An 18,830-nucleotide genomic window follows, 5' to 3' on the forward strand; every position below is an offset into this window, starting at 1 on the left:
CGGAGTGAACCCCCATGTCGAACGACACAGGCCAGGCCGACGCACCGTCGTCGCCCGGAGTCTCCTACGTGATGCCGGTGTTGAACGACGTCCGACACGTCAGGGCAGCCGTCGACAGCCTCCTGGCGCAGGACTACACCGGCGACGTGGAGATCACCATCGCCGTCGGGCCGAGCATCGACGGCACGACCGAGCTCGTCCGAGAGCTCCAGGCGGCCGACCCGCGCATCCATGTGCTGGAGAACCGCGTCGGGTCGACCCCGGCCGGACTCAACCTGGCGATCGCCGCGTCGACGCATCCGATCGTCATCCGGGTCGACGCCCATTCCGAGCTGCCCGACGACTACGCGCGACTCGCGGTCGAGACCATGCTCCGCACGGGGGCGCAGAACGTCGGCGGCATCATGGACGCCCAGGGGCGCACGAGCTTCGAGACGGCGGTGGCGCGGGCGTACGGCTCGCGCGTCGGGCTCGGTGGCACACCCCACCACGTCGGCGGTCGAGAGGGGCCTGCCGACACCGTCTACCTCGGCGTCTTCGACCGCGAGATGCTCATGCGGGTGGGCATGTTCGACGAGCGCATCAAACGTGGACAGGACTGGGAGCTCAACCGCCGGATCAAGCAGGCCGGCGGCCTCGTCTGGTTCACGCCCGCGTTGCGCGTCGTCTACCGCCCGCGTGCGAGCATGCGGGCCCTGGCGCGACAGTTCTTCTCCACCGGGCTCTGGCGCGGCGAGCTCAGCCGGAGCTTCCCCACCCGCGGCACGCTCCGTTACTTCGCGCCGCCGGTCCTGGTGCTCGGCATCGTGCTCGGCACACTGCTCGGGCTCGGAGGCCTGGTCCAGCTGGGTGCGGGAGCGACGCCGTGGCTGCTTCTCGGGTTCGCAGCCCCCATCGCCTACGCGGCCATCGTGTTGCTCGCGAGCATCGTCGTCACCGGGCGGGACGGGGTACGCACGAGCCTCTGGATGCTCGCCGTCCTGCCGTGCATCCACTTCTGCTGGGGCACCGGGTTCGTGCTCGGCTACGGCTCGCTCGCGAAGGGCATCTCCGCGCTGCGCAATCCACCGAAGGCGGTCTAGATGTCGGATCCCAGCACGGCCGGAACCGGTCCGAGGCTCACGCCCCCGCGGACGATCGCCGAGCTCCGTGCCGTGGCGCAACCGCCGGAGGTCCGCGCGCGGAAGAACGCCGAGCACTGGACCGCCGACCTGTACCTGCGAGACCTGTCGCCGTACGTCACGTGGTTGCTGCTGCGCACGAGCATCAGCGCGAACGGCGTGACGGGTCTGATGATCCTGACCGGCTGGGCCACGGCCGCCGCGCTCCTCATCCCCGGATTCGGAGGTGCGGCCCTCGCGCTCGTGCTCGGCCAGACGCAGATGCTCGTCGACTGCTGCGACGGTGAGGTCGCGCGCTGGCGGCGGACGTCGAGTCCGGCCGGTGCGTTCCTGGACTCGGTCGGCCACTACTCCACCGAGTCGCTCATCGCGATCGCGCTCGGTGTCCGTGCCGCCGCGTGGCCGGTCGATGCGCCCGAAGACCTCGTCTGGATCACCCTCGGATTCGCACTCGCGCTGTTCGTCGTGCTCAACAAGGCGCTGAACGACATGGTGCGCGTCGCCCGCGCCGGGTTCGGGGCGCCGAAACTCACCTACTCGACCGAGGAGTCGGCGCCGCGCGGGGGACTGCTCGCGACGGCGCGGACGGTGGCGCGGTTCCTCCCGTTCCACCGGCTGTTCCACTCGGTCGAGCTCACCATGGTGATCTTCGCCGCTTCCGTGGTCGGCCTGTTCGTCGGCGACGTCGAGGCGATGCGCTGGGTGCTCGCGATCCTCGTACCGCTCGCGTTCCTGACGCTCGTCGGGCATTTCATCGCGATCGTCTCGTCGAAGCGGCTCCACGCGTGATGTCCGGCCCGATCCCGGTCACGCGCTCCGTCGGCGTCGTGGTCTTGACGCAGGGCACCCGCCCGGTCGAGCTCACCGCAGCCGTGGAGAGCGTGCTCGCCCAGCAAGCGGTGGAGCTCGACGTGGTCGTGGTCGGCAACGGCTGGCAGCCGATCGGACTTCCGGACGGCGCTCGAGGCCTGGCCCTGTCGGAGAACCTCGGGATCCCGGCCGGCCGCAACCGTGGTGCAGACGCCGTGCAGGGGGAGTTCGTCTTCTTCCTCGACGACGACGCGACCATCCCGTCCACCACGTTCCTCCGCGACGCCATCGCGATGCTCGACGCGGACCGCTCCATCGGCCTCATCCAGCCCCGGCTCGCCGACGCGGACGGTGCAGCGACGCCGTCCCGCTGGGTGCCGCGAACCCGCGACAAGGACCCCGGGCATTCGAGCGCCGTGTTCTCCTGCCTCGAAGCGGCCGTCCTGCTGCCGCGGTCGGTGTTCGACGCCGTCGGCGGATGGGCAGACCCGTTCTTCTACGCGCATGAGGGCATCGAGCTCGCCTGGCGGGTCTGGGACCAGGGGAGGCGAGCCTGGTATGAGGCGTCCCTCGAAGCGAACCACCCGGTGACCGAACCGACGAGGCACACCGCCTACTACCGGCTCAACGCGCGGAACCGGGTCTGGCTCGCGCGGCGGAACCTCCCGGTGCCGCTCATCCCGCTGTACGTGGGCTCCTGGACCGCGATCCAGGTGATCCGGTGGTGGCGGAAGCCGGAGGCCCTCCGTCCCTGGTTCGGCGGCTGGCGCGAGGGCTGGCGGACGGACCCCGGCGAACGTCGTCCACTGCGCTGGCGGACGGTCTGGCGGATGACGCGCGCAGGACGACCTCCCGTCATCTGAGCGGCGGGCACCCGTCGTGATCCCACCGTGACCTGGCGTCGTTACGCTTGACGGATGCTGGAGCTGACATGGGACTGATCAGAGACGGTCGTCGTGCCATCACGCTCGCCAAGGACCTGCTCGCCAACCGGCGGGCCAGAGCCGTCCTCGCGGCGCAGATGCAGGCGGCTCCCGTGATCGAGCCGGGACGCTACAAGGTGGCCGTGTACTTCGCGGACGGTGCCGTCAACATGTACCAGATCCGGCAGTGGTACCGGCCCCTCGCCGAACTGTCGAAGCAGTGGCCCGTCCTCATCCTCAGCCGCGGTGCGACGGCTGCGGCGAAGCTGTTCGATGAGTCGCCGATCCCGACGGCCTATGTCCGGACGGTCGTCGCCCTCGAGCGCACGCTGGCCGAACAGGACATCCGCGTCGTGCTGTACGTCAACCAGAACGCCAAGAACTTCCAGATGTTCCGCTACGGCTCCCGCTGGCACGTCTTCGTCAACCATGGCGAGAGCGACAAGATGTACATGACCACGAACCAGTTCAAGGCCTACGACTACAGCCTCATCGCCGGCCAAGCGGCGAGGAACCGGCTGGAGCGGGTGCTCTGGGACTACGACTTCGACAAGCGCGCGATCATGATCGGCCGCCCGCAGGCCGACCACTATTCGGGCGAGCTGCCCTACACGCCCGATGAGCGGACCGTCGTCCTGTACGCGCCCACCTGGGAGGGCGACCGCGCGGCTGCGGCGTACGGTTCCATCGCGAGCCACGGCGTGGCCCTCGTCCGAGCACTCATCACGACCGGGCGGCACCGCGTCGTGTACCGCCCGCACCCGAGGAGCGGTGTCGTCGATCCGGCCTACGCGAGTGCGAACCGCGAGATCATGGCCGCGCTCCAGGAGGCGAACCGAGCGGACGCCTCGGCCCAGCACGTCGTCGACACGGGTGCCGACCTCGGTTGGCAGCTGGCGGCAGCGGACGCGGCCATCGTCGACATCTCCGCGATGGTCTACGACCGCCTCGCGAGCGGGAAGCCGCTCATGATCACCCGTCCCGTGAATCCGGAGGCGGAGATCGACACCGGAGGGTACCTCTCGGCGTGCGAATGGCTCGATGCGTCGGACGCCGCGGACATCGTCGACGGAGTGGACCGGCTCCTCGGTGATCCCGAGACGGTCGCGCGACTGCAGCACTGGGTCGAGTACTACTTCGGTGACACGACGCCCGGGGTGACGACGGCGAGGTTCCACAGCGCCATCGAGCATCTGATGTCGGAGTGGGAACGGTTCGCCCTCGCGCACGCCGATGGCCGGCCGGAGCTCGACGAGCATGAGGACGATGAGGACGAAGACGAGGATGACGACGACGAAGGACGCGCCTGAAGCGCCCTGAGCCGTTGAGTCCGCGCCCAGGAGAACCGCGTATGGTCGGGCAGGTGAATCCGTCCTCCGGGCGACTGGCCTCCCTCGACGGAGTCCGCGGTGTCGCCAGCGTCGTCGTGGTGCTCTACCACGTGTCGTTACTCGCCCGACCCTTCGCGACGGGCCGGATCTCGGAGCCCGCCTGGGACATCGCGACCGAGACGCCGCTCAAGCTGCTCTTCGCCGGCACCGAGGCGGTGCAGGTGTTCTTCGTCCTGAGTGGTCTCGTCGTCGCGCTCCCGCTGTTGCGAGGCGGTGCGAGCTGGCCAGGGTTCTTCGCCGCCCGATTCGTGCGCCTCTACCTCCCCGTCTGGGGCTCACTGCTGTTCGCCGCCGCACTCATCCTGCTCATCCCCAGGGATCCGGCGTCGGTGACCACCGGTGAGTGGATCGCGAATGCGAACGCGACGAGCGTCGACCCCCTGCACCTCCTGACGGAGGCGACCCTGACGCCGGTGAGCTACGACCTGGTGAACACCCTGTGGTCGCTGCGCTGGGAGCTGATCTTCACCCTCCTCCTCCCGGTCGCCGTCCTGTTCGCTCGGCTGCTGCGTCGCTGGGCGTGGCCGATCGCCGCACTGATGGCCGTGGTCATGGTGCTCGGGCGGGTCGCCGGGATGGACGCCGCCGTGTACCTGCCGGCCTTCTTCATCGGCACGCTGATCGCCGTCAGACTCGACGACCTCCGCGCCTGGGCGGCGGATCGGTCCCGCCCCCTGCAGTGGGCGATGCTGACGGCCGGCTCCGCGCTCCTGCTCGTCGCGAGCTGGCTCTCCCGACCGTACGTCGAGTCCTCCTCGACCCTGGGCCAGGCGCTCTGGGGCCTGTCGGGCGTGGGCGCGGCCGGCCTCATCGTCGTCGCCATCGGAAGCCCGTTCGCCAGGAGGCTCCTCGAGACCCCGCCCGTCCTCTGGCTCGGCAAGGTGTCGTTCAGCCTGTACCTCGTGCACGCCCCGATCCTGGCCACACTCGCCTTCATGTTCGGCGACGAGCGCTGGTGGCTGGTCGGCATCGTGGGCGTGCCACTCAGCCTGCTGATCGCCGCCGGATTCTTCCAGCTCGTCGAGCGTCCGTCCCATGGCCTGGCGCGCCGCGTCGGCCGAGGGGTACAGACGGGGGTCGCGGCGGTGCGCTCCCGGATGCTCAGCCGACGCGAGGGACGAGCGCGTTCCGCTTCTTCCGACGAGCGGCCGCGTGCAACTCCTGAGCCCACCGACGGGTGACGGCTTCGTCGTCGTACTGCTCCGCGGTCGTTCTGGCGTTGCGACGCATCGCGTCGACTTCGGCTTCAGGAAGGGCGAGCAGGCGCTCGATGGCGGCCGACACGACGGCCGGTTCCGCGGACGGCACGAGGAACCCGTTCCAACCGTCGCGGACGATGTCGGCCGGTCCGTAGGGGACGTCGACCACGATGGGAAGACATCCGGCTGCCATCGCCTCGATGAGCACGAGCGGGAAGCCCTCCGAGGTCGAGGTCATCACGAGGAACGAACCCGAGCCGAGCTGCTGCCGGGCGGAGCGGTCGTAGCCGTGGAGGACGACGCGGTGGTCCGGGTCTTCGGCGGTGAGGAGCGACTGCAGTTCGTCGAGCAGCTCGCCGCCGCCGTACACGTCGAGCGTCGGGGGAGGCCCATCCGTGGACGTGGCGGCGAGGACGGCGCGGATCGCGTGCGCCGGCCGCTTGCGAGCCGTGAGCGAGCCGAGGAACATCCCGCGGCTGCGCGGTCGAGGCGCACGTGCGACCTCCGGGGCGACGAGTTCGCGCGAGTTCGGGATGACACTGAGCGAGGCGTGCTCGCCGAGCATGGTCGTCACGTCCGCGAGCTGTCGATCGCTCAGGAGCGCGACGAGGTCGAAGTCGTCGAGCGCCTCGAACACCGCTCGCCGCGACTCCCGCAGCCGACCGTGTGGCCGTTCCGTGCCCTGGAGGTGCGAGGCGTGCACGACGTGCGCGGTGACGAGGTTGCGCTTCCGGTAGCTCAGGACGAACGGGGCGATGGTCTTGCTGTCGACGATCATCCAGGCCGGCCCGCCTGCGGTGATTGCGTCGAACCAGGCGCGGTACAGCGACCAGATGCGCCCCCAGGAGCGGACTGGACGACCCTGCTCGTCGCAGAGGACGACCGAGCGGCCGCCCTTCACGCCCCGTTCACGCGTGTCGCGGCGGTCGGACAGGAGCAGGGTGCCGTCGGCTCGGTAGACGTCCACCTGCAGGATCTGACCCGAGTCGTCGTGTCGCTCGCGGCTGAGGACGGCGTCACCGCGGCGTCGTTCGCTGCCGACCTCGTCGAGGGGGAGCGGGGTGAACCCGTGGCGCGCCAGGTCGAGGGAACCACCCGGCAGGGGGTTGTCGCGGAGCCAATCCCAGAGGTTGACGACCCGGAGGCCGTCGATCAGGTCTCCGCGCGTGCGCAGCCGTGACGCCAACTCGGGGTAGTCCGGTCGGTGGTCGAAGGTGAGGACGTCGACCGGGGTGTCCGCCAGTCTGATGAACGCGCGGGAGCGCTGGAGCATCGCCTCGGTCATGCCGCCGAAGTCGTCCGACAGGCCCCAGGTCACCGCGAAGTGGCGACCTTCCGGGAACGGCTTCTGGGGGCGGCGCAGGAAGGGAAGTCTCACCCTCCGACGGTACGCGATGGACCTGGAGGGATGCCGCATCCCGGGCGGCCCGGTCGGGAGCGGTCCGCCGCCGGCCTCGAGCGGTCAGGGGCGCTGCTCGGACCCGTCGCCGACGGCCGCATCGCCGCCTGACTCGATGGCCAGGTGCTTCCGGCGTCGGAACACCTGGTCGCGGATCTTCCCGAGGCCGGACCGGCCGGAGACGGCCCGCATCCGCGGTTCGAGGTCGAGCGGGACGACGAAGGGCGCCGGTCCGAACGCCTGGCGGGCAGCACGGACGACCTGTCGGCCGAGCATGTGGTTGCCGATACCGCCGACGGCCGCTCCGACGCCGAAGGGGAGCGCCTTGCCGATGACACCGGCGCTGCCGCTCGCCGCGAAGTGCTTCACGAAGCGCACCCGCAACTGGTCGGCGACGGGGCCCACGATCATCGACGGCAGGCCCTGGGTGATCGTCTGGCCCCAGAACGCCTGCCGCGGGACTCCCTTGCCGGCCGCCTGGGATCCGAAGTTGCGCAGGAGGTCGGTTCCGGCCTTGCCGAGCATCATGGTCATGACGAGCGCGCGGGATCGCATCGGATCCGCCAGGGCGATGCCGTGGACCTCGGTGACCGACTGGGCGAACAGGGCGGTCGCCTCGAGGAACCCCGCCGTCTCGACACCGGAGAGCGCGAGGGTCGTCGCCGTCCCGATCGCCGGGACCACAGCGGTCGCGCCGACGGCGGCTCCCGTCGTCGTCACCGTCGTGAGGTACCGGCGCTCCAGGACGCGGATGAGCTGGTCGGCCGTCGCGTTCGGGTACATCCGCCGGATCGAGCGGATGTGCGCCACGACCACCGGTCGCTGGACCCAGAGCAGTCGGTCGAGCGCCCGCACCCATCCCGGCTCGGGCAGTGTGGGCTGCTGTGCTGCGGCGGTGGGGAACTGGGCGGGACCCGGAACGGGTCCCTGCTGCGGTCCGGTCATGACGACCTCCTCGTGGGCGGGGCGGCCAGTCTACGTCGACCCACTGCGGGTCGACTGATGCTTGCTGGCGGGGCTCAGCTGTTGTAGTCCGCGTTGTAGCGGTCGAGCACGTCGTCGATCGGGGCGTCGAGAACGAGCGCCCCCTTGTCGAGGTAGAGCCCCCTCGTGCAGAACCGCCTGAGGTCCTTCTCGTTGTGCGAGACGAAGAACAGGGTGCGCCCGCCCTCGAGGAGTTCCTCGATGCGCCGGTAGCACTTCTCGCGGAACGCCCGGTCGCCGACGGCGAGGACCTCGTCGACGAGGATGATCGGCTCTTCGAGCTGCGCGATCACCGCGAAGGCGATGCGGACCTTCATCCCGCTCGAGAGGTGCTTGTACGGGGTGTCGATGAAGTCCGCGATCTCGGCGAACGCGATGATGTCGTCGAACCGCCCGTCGATCTCGCGGCGGGACATGCCGTGGAGGCCGGCCGTCAGGTACACGTTGTCGCGCACGGTCAGATCGTTGACGAAGCCTCCGGTGATTTCGATGAGCGGCGCGACACCCTCGCGGACGCCCACGGTGCCCTCATCGGGGAGGACGACACCGGCGACGAGCTTGAGCAGCGTCGACTTGCCTTGACCGTTCCGACCGACCACGCCGATCGCCTCGCCGGGGGCGACATCGAAGGAGACGTGGCGCAGGGGCCAGAACTCGCCCGGCTTCGAGCGGCGGTCACGTCCGGCGAAGAGGTCCTTGAAACTCCGCCGACCGCCACGGTTGCGCCGGAACCGGATACCTGCGTCGGCGACCGAGATCGCCGGCCGACCGGCGGTCGAGTTGCTTGTGGGCATCAGATCTCCTTCAGCACGGAGCGCTCGCAGCGCTTGAAGACGAGGAGACCGACCGCGAGGATGACGGCCGACATGGCGGCGGACACGCCCACGAGGTGCCAGTTGAGTTCCTGTGGGAAGAACGCGGAACGGTACAGCGCGAAGATGCCGCTGAGCGGGTTGAACGCCGCGAAGGGCTCGATCTTGTCGGGCAGTGCCGTCGTGCTGTAGATGATCGGCGTCGCGTAGAACATGAACCGCAGGACGAGCTTGACGGCTCGCTCGAGATCGCGGAAGAACACGACGAGCGGAGCGACGATCAGGCAGAGCCCGATGGTCAGGACGGCTTGGATGACGATGGCGAGCGGGAACAGCACGATGTCGAGGTTCACCTGGGCACCGCTGAAGATCGCGAATGCCGCGAGGACCGGAAGCGCCGCGAGGAACTCGATGCCCTTCGACAGCACGATCCGGTTCACCCAGATGGTCCGGGGGATCGTCGTCGAACGCACGAGCTTCGCCTCGCGCAGGAAGGCGCGCGTGCTGTCGGACACCGATCCGGTGAACCACATCCACGGCAGCAGGGCGGCGAGGAGGAACACGATGTACGGTTCCTCGCCGACGTCGCGCCGGAACACCTGTGTGAAGACGAACCAGTAGATCCCGCTCATGACGAGGGGGTCGAGGATTGACCACACGTAGCCGAGCGCGCTCGTCGAGTAGCGCACACGCAGGTCTCGGACGGTCAGGATCCAGAGCGCGTGGCGATACCTCGCCGAACGCGACATCCTTGGCCGCGTTTCAGCAGAAGAACTCACGTGACCAACCTTATCGAGGCGACGCAGGAACGCCGCCCGCGACGCTCAGCGTCGGGACGGCGTTCGTGTGCGATGTGGACGGGACCCTCAGACGAAGAGGTTCGCGCGCTCGAGGTCCTCGGCGAAGTCGACCTCGACCGCGTAGAGGTCGGAGATGTCGACCGGCTCGACGAGCATGCCTTCGCGCTCGATGGCAAGCTCGATGCCGCGCTCGAAGTAGTCCTGGTCGCCGACCTTGGTCAGGTAGCGGTGCAGCATCGTCTTGTCCTGCGACGAGATGTAGTTGATGCCCACAGCCTCGCCGAGCCCGCCGACGACGGTCTTCGAGAGCTCCTTGATGTAACCCTCGGCGCTCGTCGTGTACTTGACCTCTTCGTCGGACACCTTGGAGGTGTTGACGGTCACGAACGAACGGTCCTTGGCGATCATCGCGGCAGCGCGGTCGAGGACGGCCGGGTCGAAGACGACGTCGCCGTTCATCCAGAGCACGCCGCCGGCCTGAGACGCGGCGAGGGCGCGCATGAGGCTCTTCGAGGTGTTGGTCTGGTCGTACTGCTCGTTGTAGACGAAGGAGGCGTCGGGGAAGGCCTCAATGATGTGCTCGAGCTTGTAGCCGACGACGATCGTCACCTTGGCGCTCGCTCCGAACGCGTGGTGGATGTTGTCGAACTGCTGCTGCATGATGGTGCGGCCGTCGCTGAGCTCGGTCAGGGGCTTGGGGAGCGAGCGGCCGAGACGGCTGCCCATCCCTGCGGCAAGGATCACTACCTGGGTGGTCACGTTGTTCTCCTCAGTGTGGGTATGGAATCACGCGGTGCCACGATGCTGTGGACGATTCACCGAGGATTAACCAAGACGTGCATTGAAAGACACTCCGTTATGCCAAAATACAGGCTAGCCGCGGTGAACTCCGTCTGTCAGGGGTTCCCAGGGTCCGTTGTCGTTTTGTGATCGACCACCCGGCGTTTACACAGCTTGGGGGAGATGTGTCAACCGTTCATCCTGAGACTCCGCTGTCCGCTGCGGCCGCCGCTGTTGGTAGGTTTGCTTGGTGACTTCCACGACTCCGCCAGATCCCGCTCAGCAGCCCGCGCCTGCCGACGGCACGTCGACGAGTCCGGGCACGCCGAACCCCGCCGACGCCGCGGGTGCACCTGCGCCGACGACCGCTTCCGACGATCAGGGCGCTGCAACGCCGACGGCACCGAAGCGCGCACCCCGCTCGACGACGCCTCGGGCTTCCGGAACGGCGAAGGCCCCGGCGAAGCGGCCGAGCACGCCCCGCACCCGCACCAGGTCGGCGAGCGAGACCTCGGGCGAGTCCGGGGACGCGACCACACCGGCGCCCAAGACGACCACGGCACGCTCGACGACCGCTCGGACCTCGACGGCGAAGACCACGGCCACCAAGTCGACGACGGCGCGAACCACCGCCGCGAAGCGCACGCCCGCGAAGTCGGCTGCTGCAGCCGGTAATGCTGAGAGCACTGAGTCGGCCGAGACGACCACCGCCCCGAAGACGCCCAGGTCGACGACGGCGCGCCCCGCAGCCGCGAAGCCGGCGACCAAGGCCGCAGGCGCCAAGACGACCACCGCCCGGACCTCGACGACGAAGTCCACGACGGCCCGGACGCCGGCCAAGCGCACACCGGCGCGCACCAGCGCCGCGAAGCAGACCGAACAGACCGCCGCCGCGGTCGCCGGCGTCCTCGACGAGGTCAGCGCACCGGGATCGGTCGACCGGGCGACGACGTCGGCCCCGTCCGAGCAGCCTTCCCCCGAGGTCGCCGACCGGATCGTCGTCGACGAGCCTCGGTCCGACGACACGCAGACCGAGACCCCGACGACCGCGTCATCCACTGCCGAGCAGGCTGCGGACGACACGGCCCCGCAGACGACGCCGGCACCGTCGGAGTCCGTGTCGGTGGCGCCTCCGCAGGATGAGGTCGTCGCTCCGGCGGCAGCCCCCAAGCGTCCTGTCGGCCGTCCCGCGTCGACCCCGCCGTCCGCCGCCCCCTCGTCGCCCGCAGCGACGACGACGCAGCGCACCGAGGCTGCCGACGACGCACATCCCGTCGTCCTGTCGATCTCGGGACTCGTCAAGCAGTTCGGCGACACGGTCGCGGTCGACGGCGTCGACCTCGAGGTCCGCCGCGGCTCCTTCTACGGCATCGTCGGGCCCAACGGGGCCGGCAAGACCACCACGCTGTCCATGGTCACGGGTCTCCTCCGTCCCGACGCAGGGTCGATCACCGTCCAGGGCGTCGACGTCTGGCAGGATCCCGCCGAGGCCAAGCGGGCGATCGGTGTGCTGCCCGACCGGCTGCGGCTCTTCGACCGCCTGACCGGCAGCCAGCTCCTCTACTACTCCGGTGTCCTGCGGGGGCTCGACCCCGCGACCGTCAAGTCGCGGACCGCCGATCTGGCCCGTGCTTTCGGTCTCGACGACGCGCTCGGTCGTCTCGTCTCCGACTACTCGGCGGGCATGACGAAGAAGATCGCGCTGGCTGCCGCGCTCATCCATTCGCCGCGGCTCCTCATCCTCGACGAGCCGTTCGAATCGGTCGACCCGGTCTCCGCGGCGAACGTCATCGAGATCCTCCAGCGGTACGTCGCCAACGGCGGAACCGTCGTGCTCTCGAGCCACGGCATGGACTTCATTCAGCGCGTGTGCGATCACGTGGCCATCATCGTGCAGGGCAAGGTGCTGGCCGCCGGGTCCGTCGACGAGGTGCGCGGAACGGGCACGCTCGAGGAGCGGTTCGTCGAGCTCGCCGGGGGCCGCAAGTCGGCAGAGGGAATGGAATGGTTGCACAGCTTCTCCGACTGAAACTGCAGCTGACGCTCAACGCGTTCCGCCGCAGCCCCTGGCGACTGGTCGGGCTCGTCCTCGCGATCGCGGTCGGCGTGTGGATCGTCGTGCTCGCGAGCACCGGTCTCGTCGCGCTGCGCGGTGGCGATCCAGAGGTCACCCGCAACCTGCTCGTGCTGGCCGGATCGGCCGTCGTCCTGGGGTTCATCATCCTTCCGCTCGTCTTCGGTGTGGACGATCAGCTGGATCCTCGGGCGTTCTCGCTCTTCGGGCTGCCCAACCGCACCCTGTCCGCAGGCTTGCTCGTGACAGCGCTCGTGTCGGTGCCGTCGCTCGTCCTCGCCGTCCTCGCGGCCTCGTCGGTGGTCACCTGGTCGCGGTCGCCGTTGCCCGCCGTCCTGGCCGTGGTCTCCGCGGTCCTCGGCGTGCTGCTCTGCGCGCTCCTGGCCCGGATCGCCACCTCGATCTCCGCGAGCCTCCTCTCGACGCGTCGCGCCAAGGAGGTCATGGGTGTCCTCGGGCTGGTGCTCATCATCGCCGTGGCCCCGGCGATCATCGCCCTCACCACCGTGGACTGGCAGCGCGACGGGTTCGCCGTCCTCGGCCGGGTCGCTGACATCCTCAGTTGGACCCCGCTCGGCGCCGTCTGGTCGTTCCCCGGTGATGCCGCACTCGGTGGCATCGCGCCGGCGATCGTCAAGCTGCTCCTCACCGCGGCGACCATCGCCCTGCTCTGGTTCGCCTGGCAGGCGTTCGTCGCCCGACTGCTCGTGGCGCCGGAACGCCTCGGGACGGGCCGCGACAGCACCGGTCTGGGCTGGTTCGACCTGCTCCCCGGTTCCCCGTCCGGAGCCATCGCCGCTCGGAGCATGACCTACTGGCTGCGCGACCCTCGGTACCTCGTCTCCCTCGTGATCATCCCGATCGCGCCCTTCATCTTCTTCGTGCCCATGCTCGTCGCCGGCATCCCGATGAACGTCCTCGCACTCGTCCCACTCCCGGTCGTGTGCTGGTTCCTCGGCTGGCTCCTGCACAACGACCTCGCCTTCGATTCGACCGCGGTCTGGCTGCACGTCGCCTCGGGGGTCCGCGGACGATCGGATCGGATCGGCCGGCTCTTCCCGGTGCTCCTCATCGGCATCCCGCTCATCGCGGTCGGGTCGACGCTGAGCATCCTGTTCTACGGCGACTGGGACGCCCTGCCGTCGATGATCGGCGTGAGCACGTGCCTGTTGTTCAGCGGTGCCGGTATCGCGAGCTTCGTGTCCGCGCGGTTCCCGTATCCGACGTCGCTTCCCGGCGACAGCCCGTTCCAGCAGCCGCAGGTCCCGGGCAGCAGCGGTATGTCCGCACAGTTCCTGAGCCTGCTCGGTACGGTGCTCCTCACGATTCCCGCCGGCTGGCTGGCCGTGCTCGGGCTCACCGGTGAGCCGAACTGGAACTTCGGGGCACTCGCGGTCGGTGCCGGTACGGGCATCCTGGTGCTCGCGATCGGGATCTTCGCCGGCGGTCGCGTCTTCGACCGTCGCAGCCCCGAGATCGTCGGCTTCGCCAGCTCGCACTGACCCGACGTCGGCGACCGGATCGGCGCGCAGGAGACCCGGGTGCCGTCCGGCGGTACCATGGAGCCATGGCGCAGCATGACAGCACGAAGCAGCAGATGAGCACGATCGATCCCGGTGGCACGCCCGACGGTGGGAGCACGGCGATCATGGATCGTGAGCTCGAGGAGCTGATCGAGAGCGAGAACATCGAGCCCGGCGATCACGAGCGGTTCTCCCACTACGTCAAGAAGGAGAAGATCCTCGAGTCGGCGTTGAGCGGCAAGCCGGTGAAGGCGCTCTGCGGCAAGAAGTGGACGCCGGGTCGCGACCCCGAGAAGTTCCCGATCTGCCCGGCCTGCAAGGAGATCTACGAGAAGCTCCTCCGCGACTGAGCTCGGAGCGCACCGCGGCCGACGCTGAGACGCGTCGTCGCGGTCAGCCTTCGAGGTAGACGGTCGGGAGCACGGGGTCGCCGCGGGTGAGGCTGACGGCCCGGGGTGGCAGTTCCGCCACCGCCTGCGCCCGGTGTTCCCTCGCCTGGCGCGTCCCCGCGGCGCCGAGGTACTGCTCGTCCACGAGTCCGCCTTCGACGAGCTGGACCATCAGGGGGCGTTCCGAGGCGGCGTCGGCCGCACCCTCGTGTTCGCCCGCAGGACCGTCGCCGAGGTAGATGCGCTCCTCGCGGGCGACCCCGTGCCGGTCGTAGGCGCGGGCAGCGGTCTTGCGGCCGCCGACGGTCGCCTTCTCAGCCGACTTCTTCGCGACGCTGATCCAGTCGCCCTGGTCGTCGCGGTGCGCGACGAGCTTGTAGACCATGCCCATGGCGGGGGATCCGGAGCCGGTGACCACGGAGGTGCCGACGCCGTAAGAGTCGACCGGGGACGCGGCCAGGGCCGCGACGGCGTGCTCGTCGAGGTCGTTGGTGACGGTGATGCGGGTCGACGTGGCGCCGAGCTCGTCGAGGAGGCGGCGGACCTGGTCGACGACGATCGGCAGATCACCGGAGTCGATGCGTACGGCTCCCAGCTCCGGGCCGGCGAGGCGTACGCCGAGTCGCACGGCCTCCTCGATGTCGTAGGTGTCGACGAGCAGCGTGGTCCCGGCGCCCATCGTGTCGATCTGGGCTCGGAAGGCGTCCTCCTCGGAGTCGTGCAGGAGGGTGAAGGAGTGCGCGGCCGTTCCCATCGTCGGGATGCCCCAGCTGCGTCCGGCCTCGAGGTTCGAGGTGGCGCTGAAGCCGGCGATGTATGCCGCCCGGGCCGCGGCGATGGCCGACCGCTCGCCCGTCCGACGGGAGCCCATCTCGGCCAGGGGGCGGCTGCCCGCCGCGGAGGTCATGCGCGCGGCGGCCGTGGCGACCGCGCTGTCGTAGTTGAACACGCTGAGCGCCAGGGTCTCGAGGATGACGGCTTCGGCGAACGTGCCCTCCACGACCAGGATCGGTGAACCGGGGAAGAACACCTCGCCCTCGCGGTAGCCCCAGATCGATCCCGAGAAGCGGTAGTCGGCGAGCCAGTCGAGCGCCGTCGTGCTGACGACGCCCTCCTCGCGCAGCCACTCGAGTTCCGATTCACCGAAGCGGAAGTGCTTGAGCAGTTCGAGGAATCGGCCCGTGCCGGCCACGACGCCGTAGCGGCGCCCGCCGGAGAGGCGTCTGGCGAAGAGCTCGAACAGGCACTCCCGATCCGCGGTGCCGCGGTGGAGGGCGGCGTCCAGCATCGTGAGTTCGTATCGGTCGGTGAGGAGAGCTGAGGACTCGTGCACCCGTTCAGCCTAGCCGCGAGCGTGCTCGGAACGTGGTGATCGGTCGGTCCGCGACGTCTATCGGCAGGGGCGGTAGGCTGGGTCATCGTGAACGACGCACCCATCGGCATCTTCGACTCCGGCGTCGGCGGACTCACGGTGGCGAGAGCGGTCAGCGACCAGCTCCCCGCCGAGTCCGTGATCTACATCGGCGACACGGCCCACTCGCCCTACGGCCCGAAGCCCATCGCCGACGTGCGGCGCTACTCGCTCGAGGTCCTCGACTCGCTCGTCGACCAGGGCGTGAAGATGCTGGTGATCGCCTGCAACACCGCATCGGCGGCGATGCTCCGCGATGCCCGCGAACGCTACTCGGTCCCCGTGGTCGAGGTGATTCAGCCCGCTGTGCGGACCGCGGTCCGGAGCACGAGGAACGGGCGCATCGGCGTCATCGGGACCGAGGGCACGATCAACTCGCGGGCGTATCAGGACCTCTTCGAGGTCAATCCCGAGCTGACGGTGTTCGGCCAGGCCTGCCCCCGGTTCGTGGAGTTCGTGGAGGCCGGCGTCACGACCGGCCCCGACCTCCTCGAGGCCGCGGAGGAGTACCTGGCCCCGCTCCGGCACGCCGGCGTCGACACCGTCGTCCTCGGATGCACCCACTACCCCTTCCTCAAGGGCGCGATCAGCTACGTGATGGGTCCGCAGGTGTCGCTCGTCTCGAGCGACACCGAGACCGCGAACGACGTCTACCGCGTGCTCGTCACCCGCGACCTGCTGCGCGACAGCAGCGAACCGGCCACCCACCGGTACGAGGCGACCGGGAGCAGTGCCGACGACTTCATCGCCCTCGCCAACCGTCTGATGGGCCGGGAGATCTCCACCGTCTCGCTCGTCCAGACCGGCGTTATCGACCTTCCATCCCATTAGTTCGAGGAGCACATCCATGAGTGACATCGCGCGCGCCGACGGCCGCACCAACGACCAGCTGCGTCCCATCACGATCGAGCGCGGCTGGAGCGAGCAGGCCGAGGGTTCGGCGCTGATCAGCTTCGGCCGGACGAAGGTGCTCTGCACGGCCTCGTTCACCAACGGCGTGCCGCGCTGGCTCAACGGCAAGGGTCGCGGCTGGGTCACCGCGGAGTACGCGATGCTTCCCCGTTCCACCAACGAGCGGATGGACCGTGAAGCGGTCAAGGGCAAGATCGGCGGTCGTACCCACGAGATCTCGCGACTCATCGGTCGGAGCCTCCGCGCCGTGATCGACACCAAGGCCCTCGGCGAGAACACGATCGTCATCGACTGCGACGTCCTGCAGGCGGATGGAGGCACCCGCACGGCGGCGATCACCGGCGCCTACGTCGCCCTCGCCGATGCGATCGAGTGGGCGCGCGGCAAGAAGTTCATCTCGCAGAAGGCGTCTCCCCTCACCGACAGCGTCTCGGCCGTCTCGGTCGGGATCATCGACGGTGTGCCCATGCTCGACCTCGCCTACGTCGAGGACGTGCGCGCCGAGACCGACATGAACGTCGTCGTCACCGGCGGCGGATCGTTCGTCGAAGTGCAGGGGACGGCCGAGGGCGCGCCGTTCGACCGTCGCGAGCTCGACTCCCTGCTCGACCTCGCCGTCGGTGGCGCTGCGTCGCTCAAGGCCATCCAGTTCGAGGCCCTCGGACGCTGATGGGCGTCGAGATCGTCCTCGCGACGCACAACCAGCACAAGGTGGAGGAGTTCCAGCGGCTCGTCAGCCGCGACGTCCCCGGGATCACGGTCCTCGCCTACGACGGCCCGGAGCCCGTCGAGGACGGCGCGACCTTCAGCGAGAACGCGTTGATCAAGGCGCGGGTCGCCGCGGCCCACACCGGCTCCATCGCGCTCGCCGACGACTCCGGCATCGGTGTCGAGATCCTGGGTGGATCGCCGGGTATCTTCTCGGCGCGTTGGGCCGGCTCGCAGCACGACTCGACCGCGAACCTCGCCCTCCTCCTCGATCAGCTGCGGGACGTGCACGAGGAGCATCGTGCCGCCTGGTTCGCCTGCCACCTCGCCCTCGTGGTGCCACCGGGGATCGATGGGACGGAGCCGTTCGAGCACGTCGCCGTCGGCACCTGGCGCGGAACCCTCGCGACGGAGCCGAGCGGGACGAACGGCTTCGGCTACGACCCGGCGTTCATCCCGGACGGTGAGCAGCGGACGGCGGCGGAGCTGTCACCGGCGGAGAAGAACGAGCTGAGCCACCGCGCGCTCGCCTTCCGAGCACTCGTCCCGGTGCTGCAGCGGCTCGTGCCCGAGGGGCCCGCCTCGACCACCAGCTGAGCATGATACTCAGGACCATTCCTATCTCGGCATGAACCCTTCCGCGGGCGCTGGGAAGCTCCTACGGTTGATGCATCATGGGTCACGATCACGCACACGCCGGCACCGCCAACCGCAGGAGACTCGCGGTGGCGATCGCCATCATCGCGACCGTCCTCGTGGTCGAACTCGTCGGCGCCTGGGTGAGCGGTTCGCTGTCCCTCCTCGCCGACGCCGGGCACATGCTGTCCGACCTCACCGGGCTGATCATCGCGCTCGCCGCCACGATCGTCGCCGCCCGACCGGCCACCGACCGCCAGACCTTCGGGTATCAGCGCGCGGAGGTGTTCGGCGCGCTCATCAACGCGCTCATCCTGGTCGCGGTCGCGGTGTCGGTCCTCATCGAGGGCGTGTCCCGCCTCGTCGAGCCGGCGGACGCGGAGGTCAAGAGCCTTCCGATGTTGATCGTCGCCGTCATCGGTCTCGTGGCGAACCTCACCGCCCTGCAGGTGCTGCGCGGCGGCCGTGACACGTCGATCAACATGCGCGGCGCGTACCTCGAGGTCCTCGGCGACCTCCTCGGTTCGATCGCCGTGATCATCGCCGCGGTGGTCATCATGGTGACGGGTTTCGCTCAGGCCGATGCCATCGCGTCGCTCGCGATCGCCGCGATGATCGTGCCGCGGGCGTGGTCGTTGCTCCGCGACGTCGTCCACGTCCTCAGCGAGTCCGCACCGTCCGACACGGACGTGCAGGAGATCAGGGACCACCTGCTCGGCACCGACGGCGTCGTCGCCGTCCACGACGTCCACGTCTGGCAGATCACGTCCGGACAGCCGGTCTTCTCGGCACACGTCGTCGTCGAGCACGAGGTGTTCGCCGATGGTGGCACGGGGGAGCTGCTCGACCGTCTCGGTTCGTGCCTCCACGACCACTTCGACGTCGAGCACTCGACGTTCCAGCTGGAACCCGAGGAACACGCCTCGCACGAGGAGTCGCACCACCGCTGACGCGTGGG

18 protein-coding genes are annotated in these 18,830 nt (G+C 69.3%); 12 read left to right on the top strand and 6 right to left on the bottom strand.

All coding sequences use genetic code 11. From position 1 onward, the window contains the following. Positions 1-14: 14 nt before the first annotated feature. The 5 genes from IFR14_RS08575 to IFR14_RS08595 all read left to right on the top strand — a co-directional run bounded on the left by IFR14_RS08575 (position 15) and on the right by IFR14_RS08595 (position 5,426). Positions 15-1,082 (top strand): glycosyltransferase family 2 protein, encoded by a 1,068-nt coding sequence (locus tag IFR14_RS08575; protein WP_191940805.1) that lies wholly within the window; start codon positions 15-17, stop codon positions 1,080-1,082. After that, positions 1,083-1,910 carry a CDP-alcohol phosphatidyltransferase family protein gene (locus IFR14_RS08580; RefSeq protein ID WP_191940806.1) on the top strand — a complete coding sequence of 276 codons (828 nt, stop codon included), beginning with the start codon at positions 1,083-1,085 and terminating at the stop codon, positions 1,908-1,910. It begins immediately after the preceding gene. Next, a complete protein-coding gene (locus IFR14_RS08585; protein WP_191940807.1) occupies positions 1,910-2,794 on the top strand; it encodes a glycosyltransferase family 2 protein in 885 nt (294 codons plus the stop codon). The genes IFR14_RS08580 and IFR14_RS08585 overlap by 1 nt, the downstream gene beginning before the upstream one ends. Before the next feature lie 68 nt (positions 2,795-2,862). Then, positions 2,863-4,164 carry a CDP-glycerol glycerophosphotransferase family protein gene (locus IFR14_RS08590; protein ID WP_191940808.1) on the top strand — a complete coding sequence of 434 codons (1,302 nt, stop codon included), beginning with the start codon at positions 2,863-2,865 and terminating at the stop codon, positions 4,162-4,164. 41 nt (positions 4,165-4,205) lie between these two features. Continuing rightward, positions 4,206-5,426 carry an acyltransferase family protein gene (locus IFR14_RS08595; protein WP_191940809.1) on the top strand — a complete coding sequence of 407 codons (1,221 nt, stop codon included), beginning with the start codon at positions 4,206-4,208 and terminating at the stop codon, positions 5,424-5,426. On the opposite strand, the gene IFR14_RS21375 is transcribed toward IFR14_RS08595, so the two are convergent. From IFR14_RS21375 to IFR14_RS08620, 5 genes are all read right to left on the bottom strand, one after another. Next, the gene (locus IFR14_RS21375; RefSeq protein WP_191940810.1) at positions 5,347-6,822 is read right to left on the bottom strand and encodes a glycosyltransferase; all 1,476 of its coding nucleotides are present in this window, start codon (positions 6,820-6,822) and stop codon (positions 5,347-5,349) included. The genes IFR14_RS08595 and IFR14_RS21375 overlap by 80 nt on opposite strands. 84 nt (positions 6,823-6,906) lie before the next feature. Beyond that, entirely contained in the window at positions 6,907-7,788 is an 882-nt protein-coding gene (locus IFR14_RS08605; RefSeq protein ID WP_191940811.1) for a hypothetical protein, read from the bottom strand. A gap of 74 nt (positions 7,789-7,862) precedes the next feature. Continuing rightward, the gene (locus IFR14_RS08610) at positions 7,863-8,621 is read right to left on the bottom strand and encodes an ABC transporter ATP-binding protein (protein WP_191940812.1); all 759 of its coding nucleotides are present in this window, start codon (positions 8,619-8,621) and stop codon (positions 7,863-7,865) included. Further along, the gene (locus tag IFR14_RS08615; RefSeq protein WP_085510553.1) at positions 8,621-9,388 is read right to left on the bottom strand and encodes an ABC transporter permease; all 768 of its coding nucleotides are present in this window, start codon (positions 9,386-9,388) and stop codon (positions 8,621-8,623) included. The genes IFR14_RS08610 and IFR14_RS08615 overlap by 1 nt, the downstream gene beginning before the upstream one ends. Positions 9,389-9,505: 117 nt before the next feature. Next, positions 9,506-10,198 carry a phosphocholine cytidylyltransferase family protein gene (locus tag IFR14_RS08620; RefSeq protein WP_064296200.1) on the bottom strand — a complete coding sequence of 231 codons (693 nt, stop codon included), beginning with the start codon at positions 10,196-10,198 and terminating at the stop codon, positions 9,506-9,508. 271 nt (positions 10,199-10,469) lie between these two features. Here IFR14_RS08620 and IFR14_RS21550 point away from each other — a divergent pair, with 271 nt between their 5' ends. The 3 genes from IFR14_RS21550 to IFR14_RS08635 all read left to right on the top strand — a co-directional run bounded on the left by IFR14_RS21550 (position 10,470) and on the right by IFR14_RS08635 (position 14,166). Beyond that, positions 10,470-12,248 carry an ATP-binding cassette domain-containing protein gene (locus tag IFR14_RS21550; RefSeq protein WP_446728076.1) on the top strand — a complete coding sequence of 593 codons (1,779 nt, stop codon included), beginning with the start codon at positions 10,470-10,472 and terminating at the stop codon, positions 12,246-12,248. Continuing rightward, positions 12,224-13,795 carry a hypothetical protein gene (locus IFR14_RS08630; protein ID WP_159878286.1) on the top strand — a complete coding sequence of 524 codons (1,572 nt, stop codon included), beginning with the start codon at positions 12,224-12,226 and terminating at the stop codon, positions 13,793-13,795. The genes IFR14_RS21550 and IFR14_RS08630 overlap by 25 nt, the downstream gene beginning before the upstream one ends. A 95-nt stretch (positions 13,796-13,890) precedes the next feature. Further along, positions 13,891-14,166 (top strand): DUF3039 domain-containing protein, encoded by a 276-nt coding sequence (locus tag IFR14_RS08635; protein ID WP_064296346.1) that lies wholly within the window; start codon positions 13,891-13,893, stop codon positions 14,164-14,166. A gap of 43 nt (positions 14,167-14,209) precedes the next feature. On the opposite strand, the gene IFR14_RS08640 is transcribed toward IFR14_RS08635, so the two are convergent. After that, a complete protein-coding gene (locus IFR14_RS08640; RefSeq protein WP_191940813.1) occupies positions 14,210-15,538 on the bottom strand; it encodes a nicotinate phosphoribosyltransferase in 1,329 nt (442 codons plus the stop codon). An 87-nt stretch (positions 15,539-15,625) separates the two neighbouring features. Here IFR14_RS08640 and murI point away from each other — a divergent pair, with 87 nt between their 5' ends. From murI to IFR14_RS08660, 4 genes are all read left to right on the top strand, one after another. Then, a complete protein-coding gene (gene murI / locus IFR14_RS08645; protein ID WP_124769036.1) occupies positions 15,626-16,447 on the top strand; it encodes a glutamate racemase in 822 nt (273 codons plus the stop codon). Positions 16,448-16,463: 16 nt separating this feature from the next. Further along, a complete protein-coding gene (gene rph, locus IFR14_RS08650; protein ID WP_064296204.1) occupies positions 16,464-17,198 on the top strand; it encodes a ribonuclease PH in 735 nt (244 codons plus the stop codon). Continuing rightward, positions 17,198-17,833 carry an RdgB/HAM1 family non-canonical purine NTP pyrophosphatase gene (gene rdgB, locus IFR14_RS08655; protein WP_191940814.1) on the top strand — a complete coding sequence of 212 codons (636 nt, stop codon included), beginning with the start codon at positions 17,198-17,200 and terminating at the stop codon, positions 17,831-17,833. Before rph ends, rdgB begins: the two co-directional genes overlap by 1 nt. Positions 17,834-17,910: 77 nt before the next feature. Continuing rightward, positions 17,911-18,822 carry a cation diffusion facilitator family transporter gene (locus tag IFR14_RS08660; RefSeq protein ID WP_191940815.1) on the top strand — a complete coding sequence of 304 codons (912 nt, stop codon included), beginning with the start codon at positions 17,911-17,913 and terminating at the stop codon, positions 18,820-18,822. Positions 18,823-18,830: the final 8 nt, after the last annotated feature.

The sequence above is a fragment of the Plantibacter sp. CFBP 8775 genome (assembly GCF_014839505.1).
GTDB classification, from domain to species: Bacteria; Actinomycetota; Actinomycetes; order Actinomycetales; family Microbacteriaceae; genus Plantibacter; species Plantibacter auratus.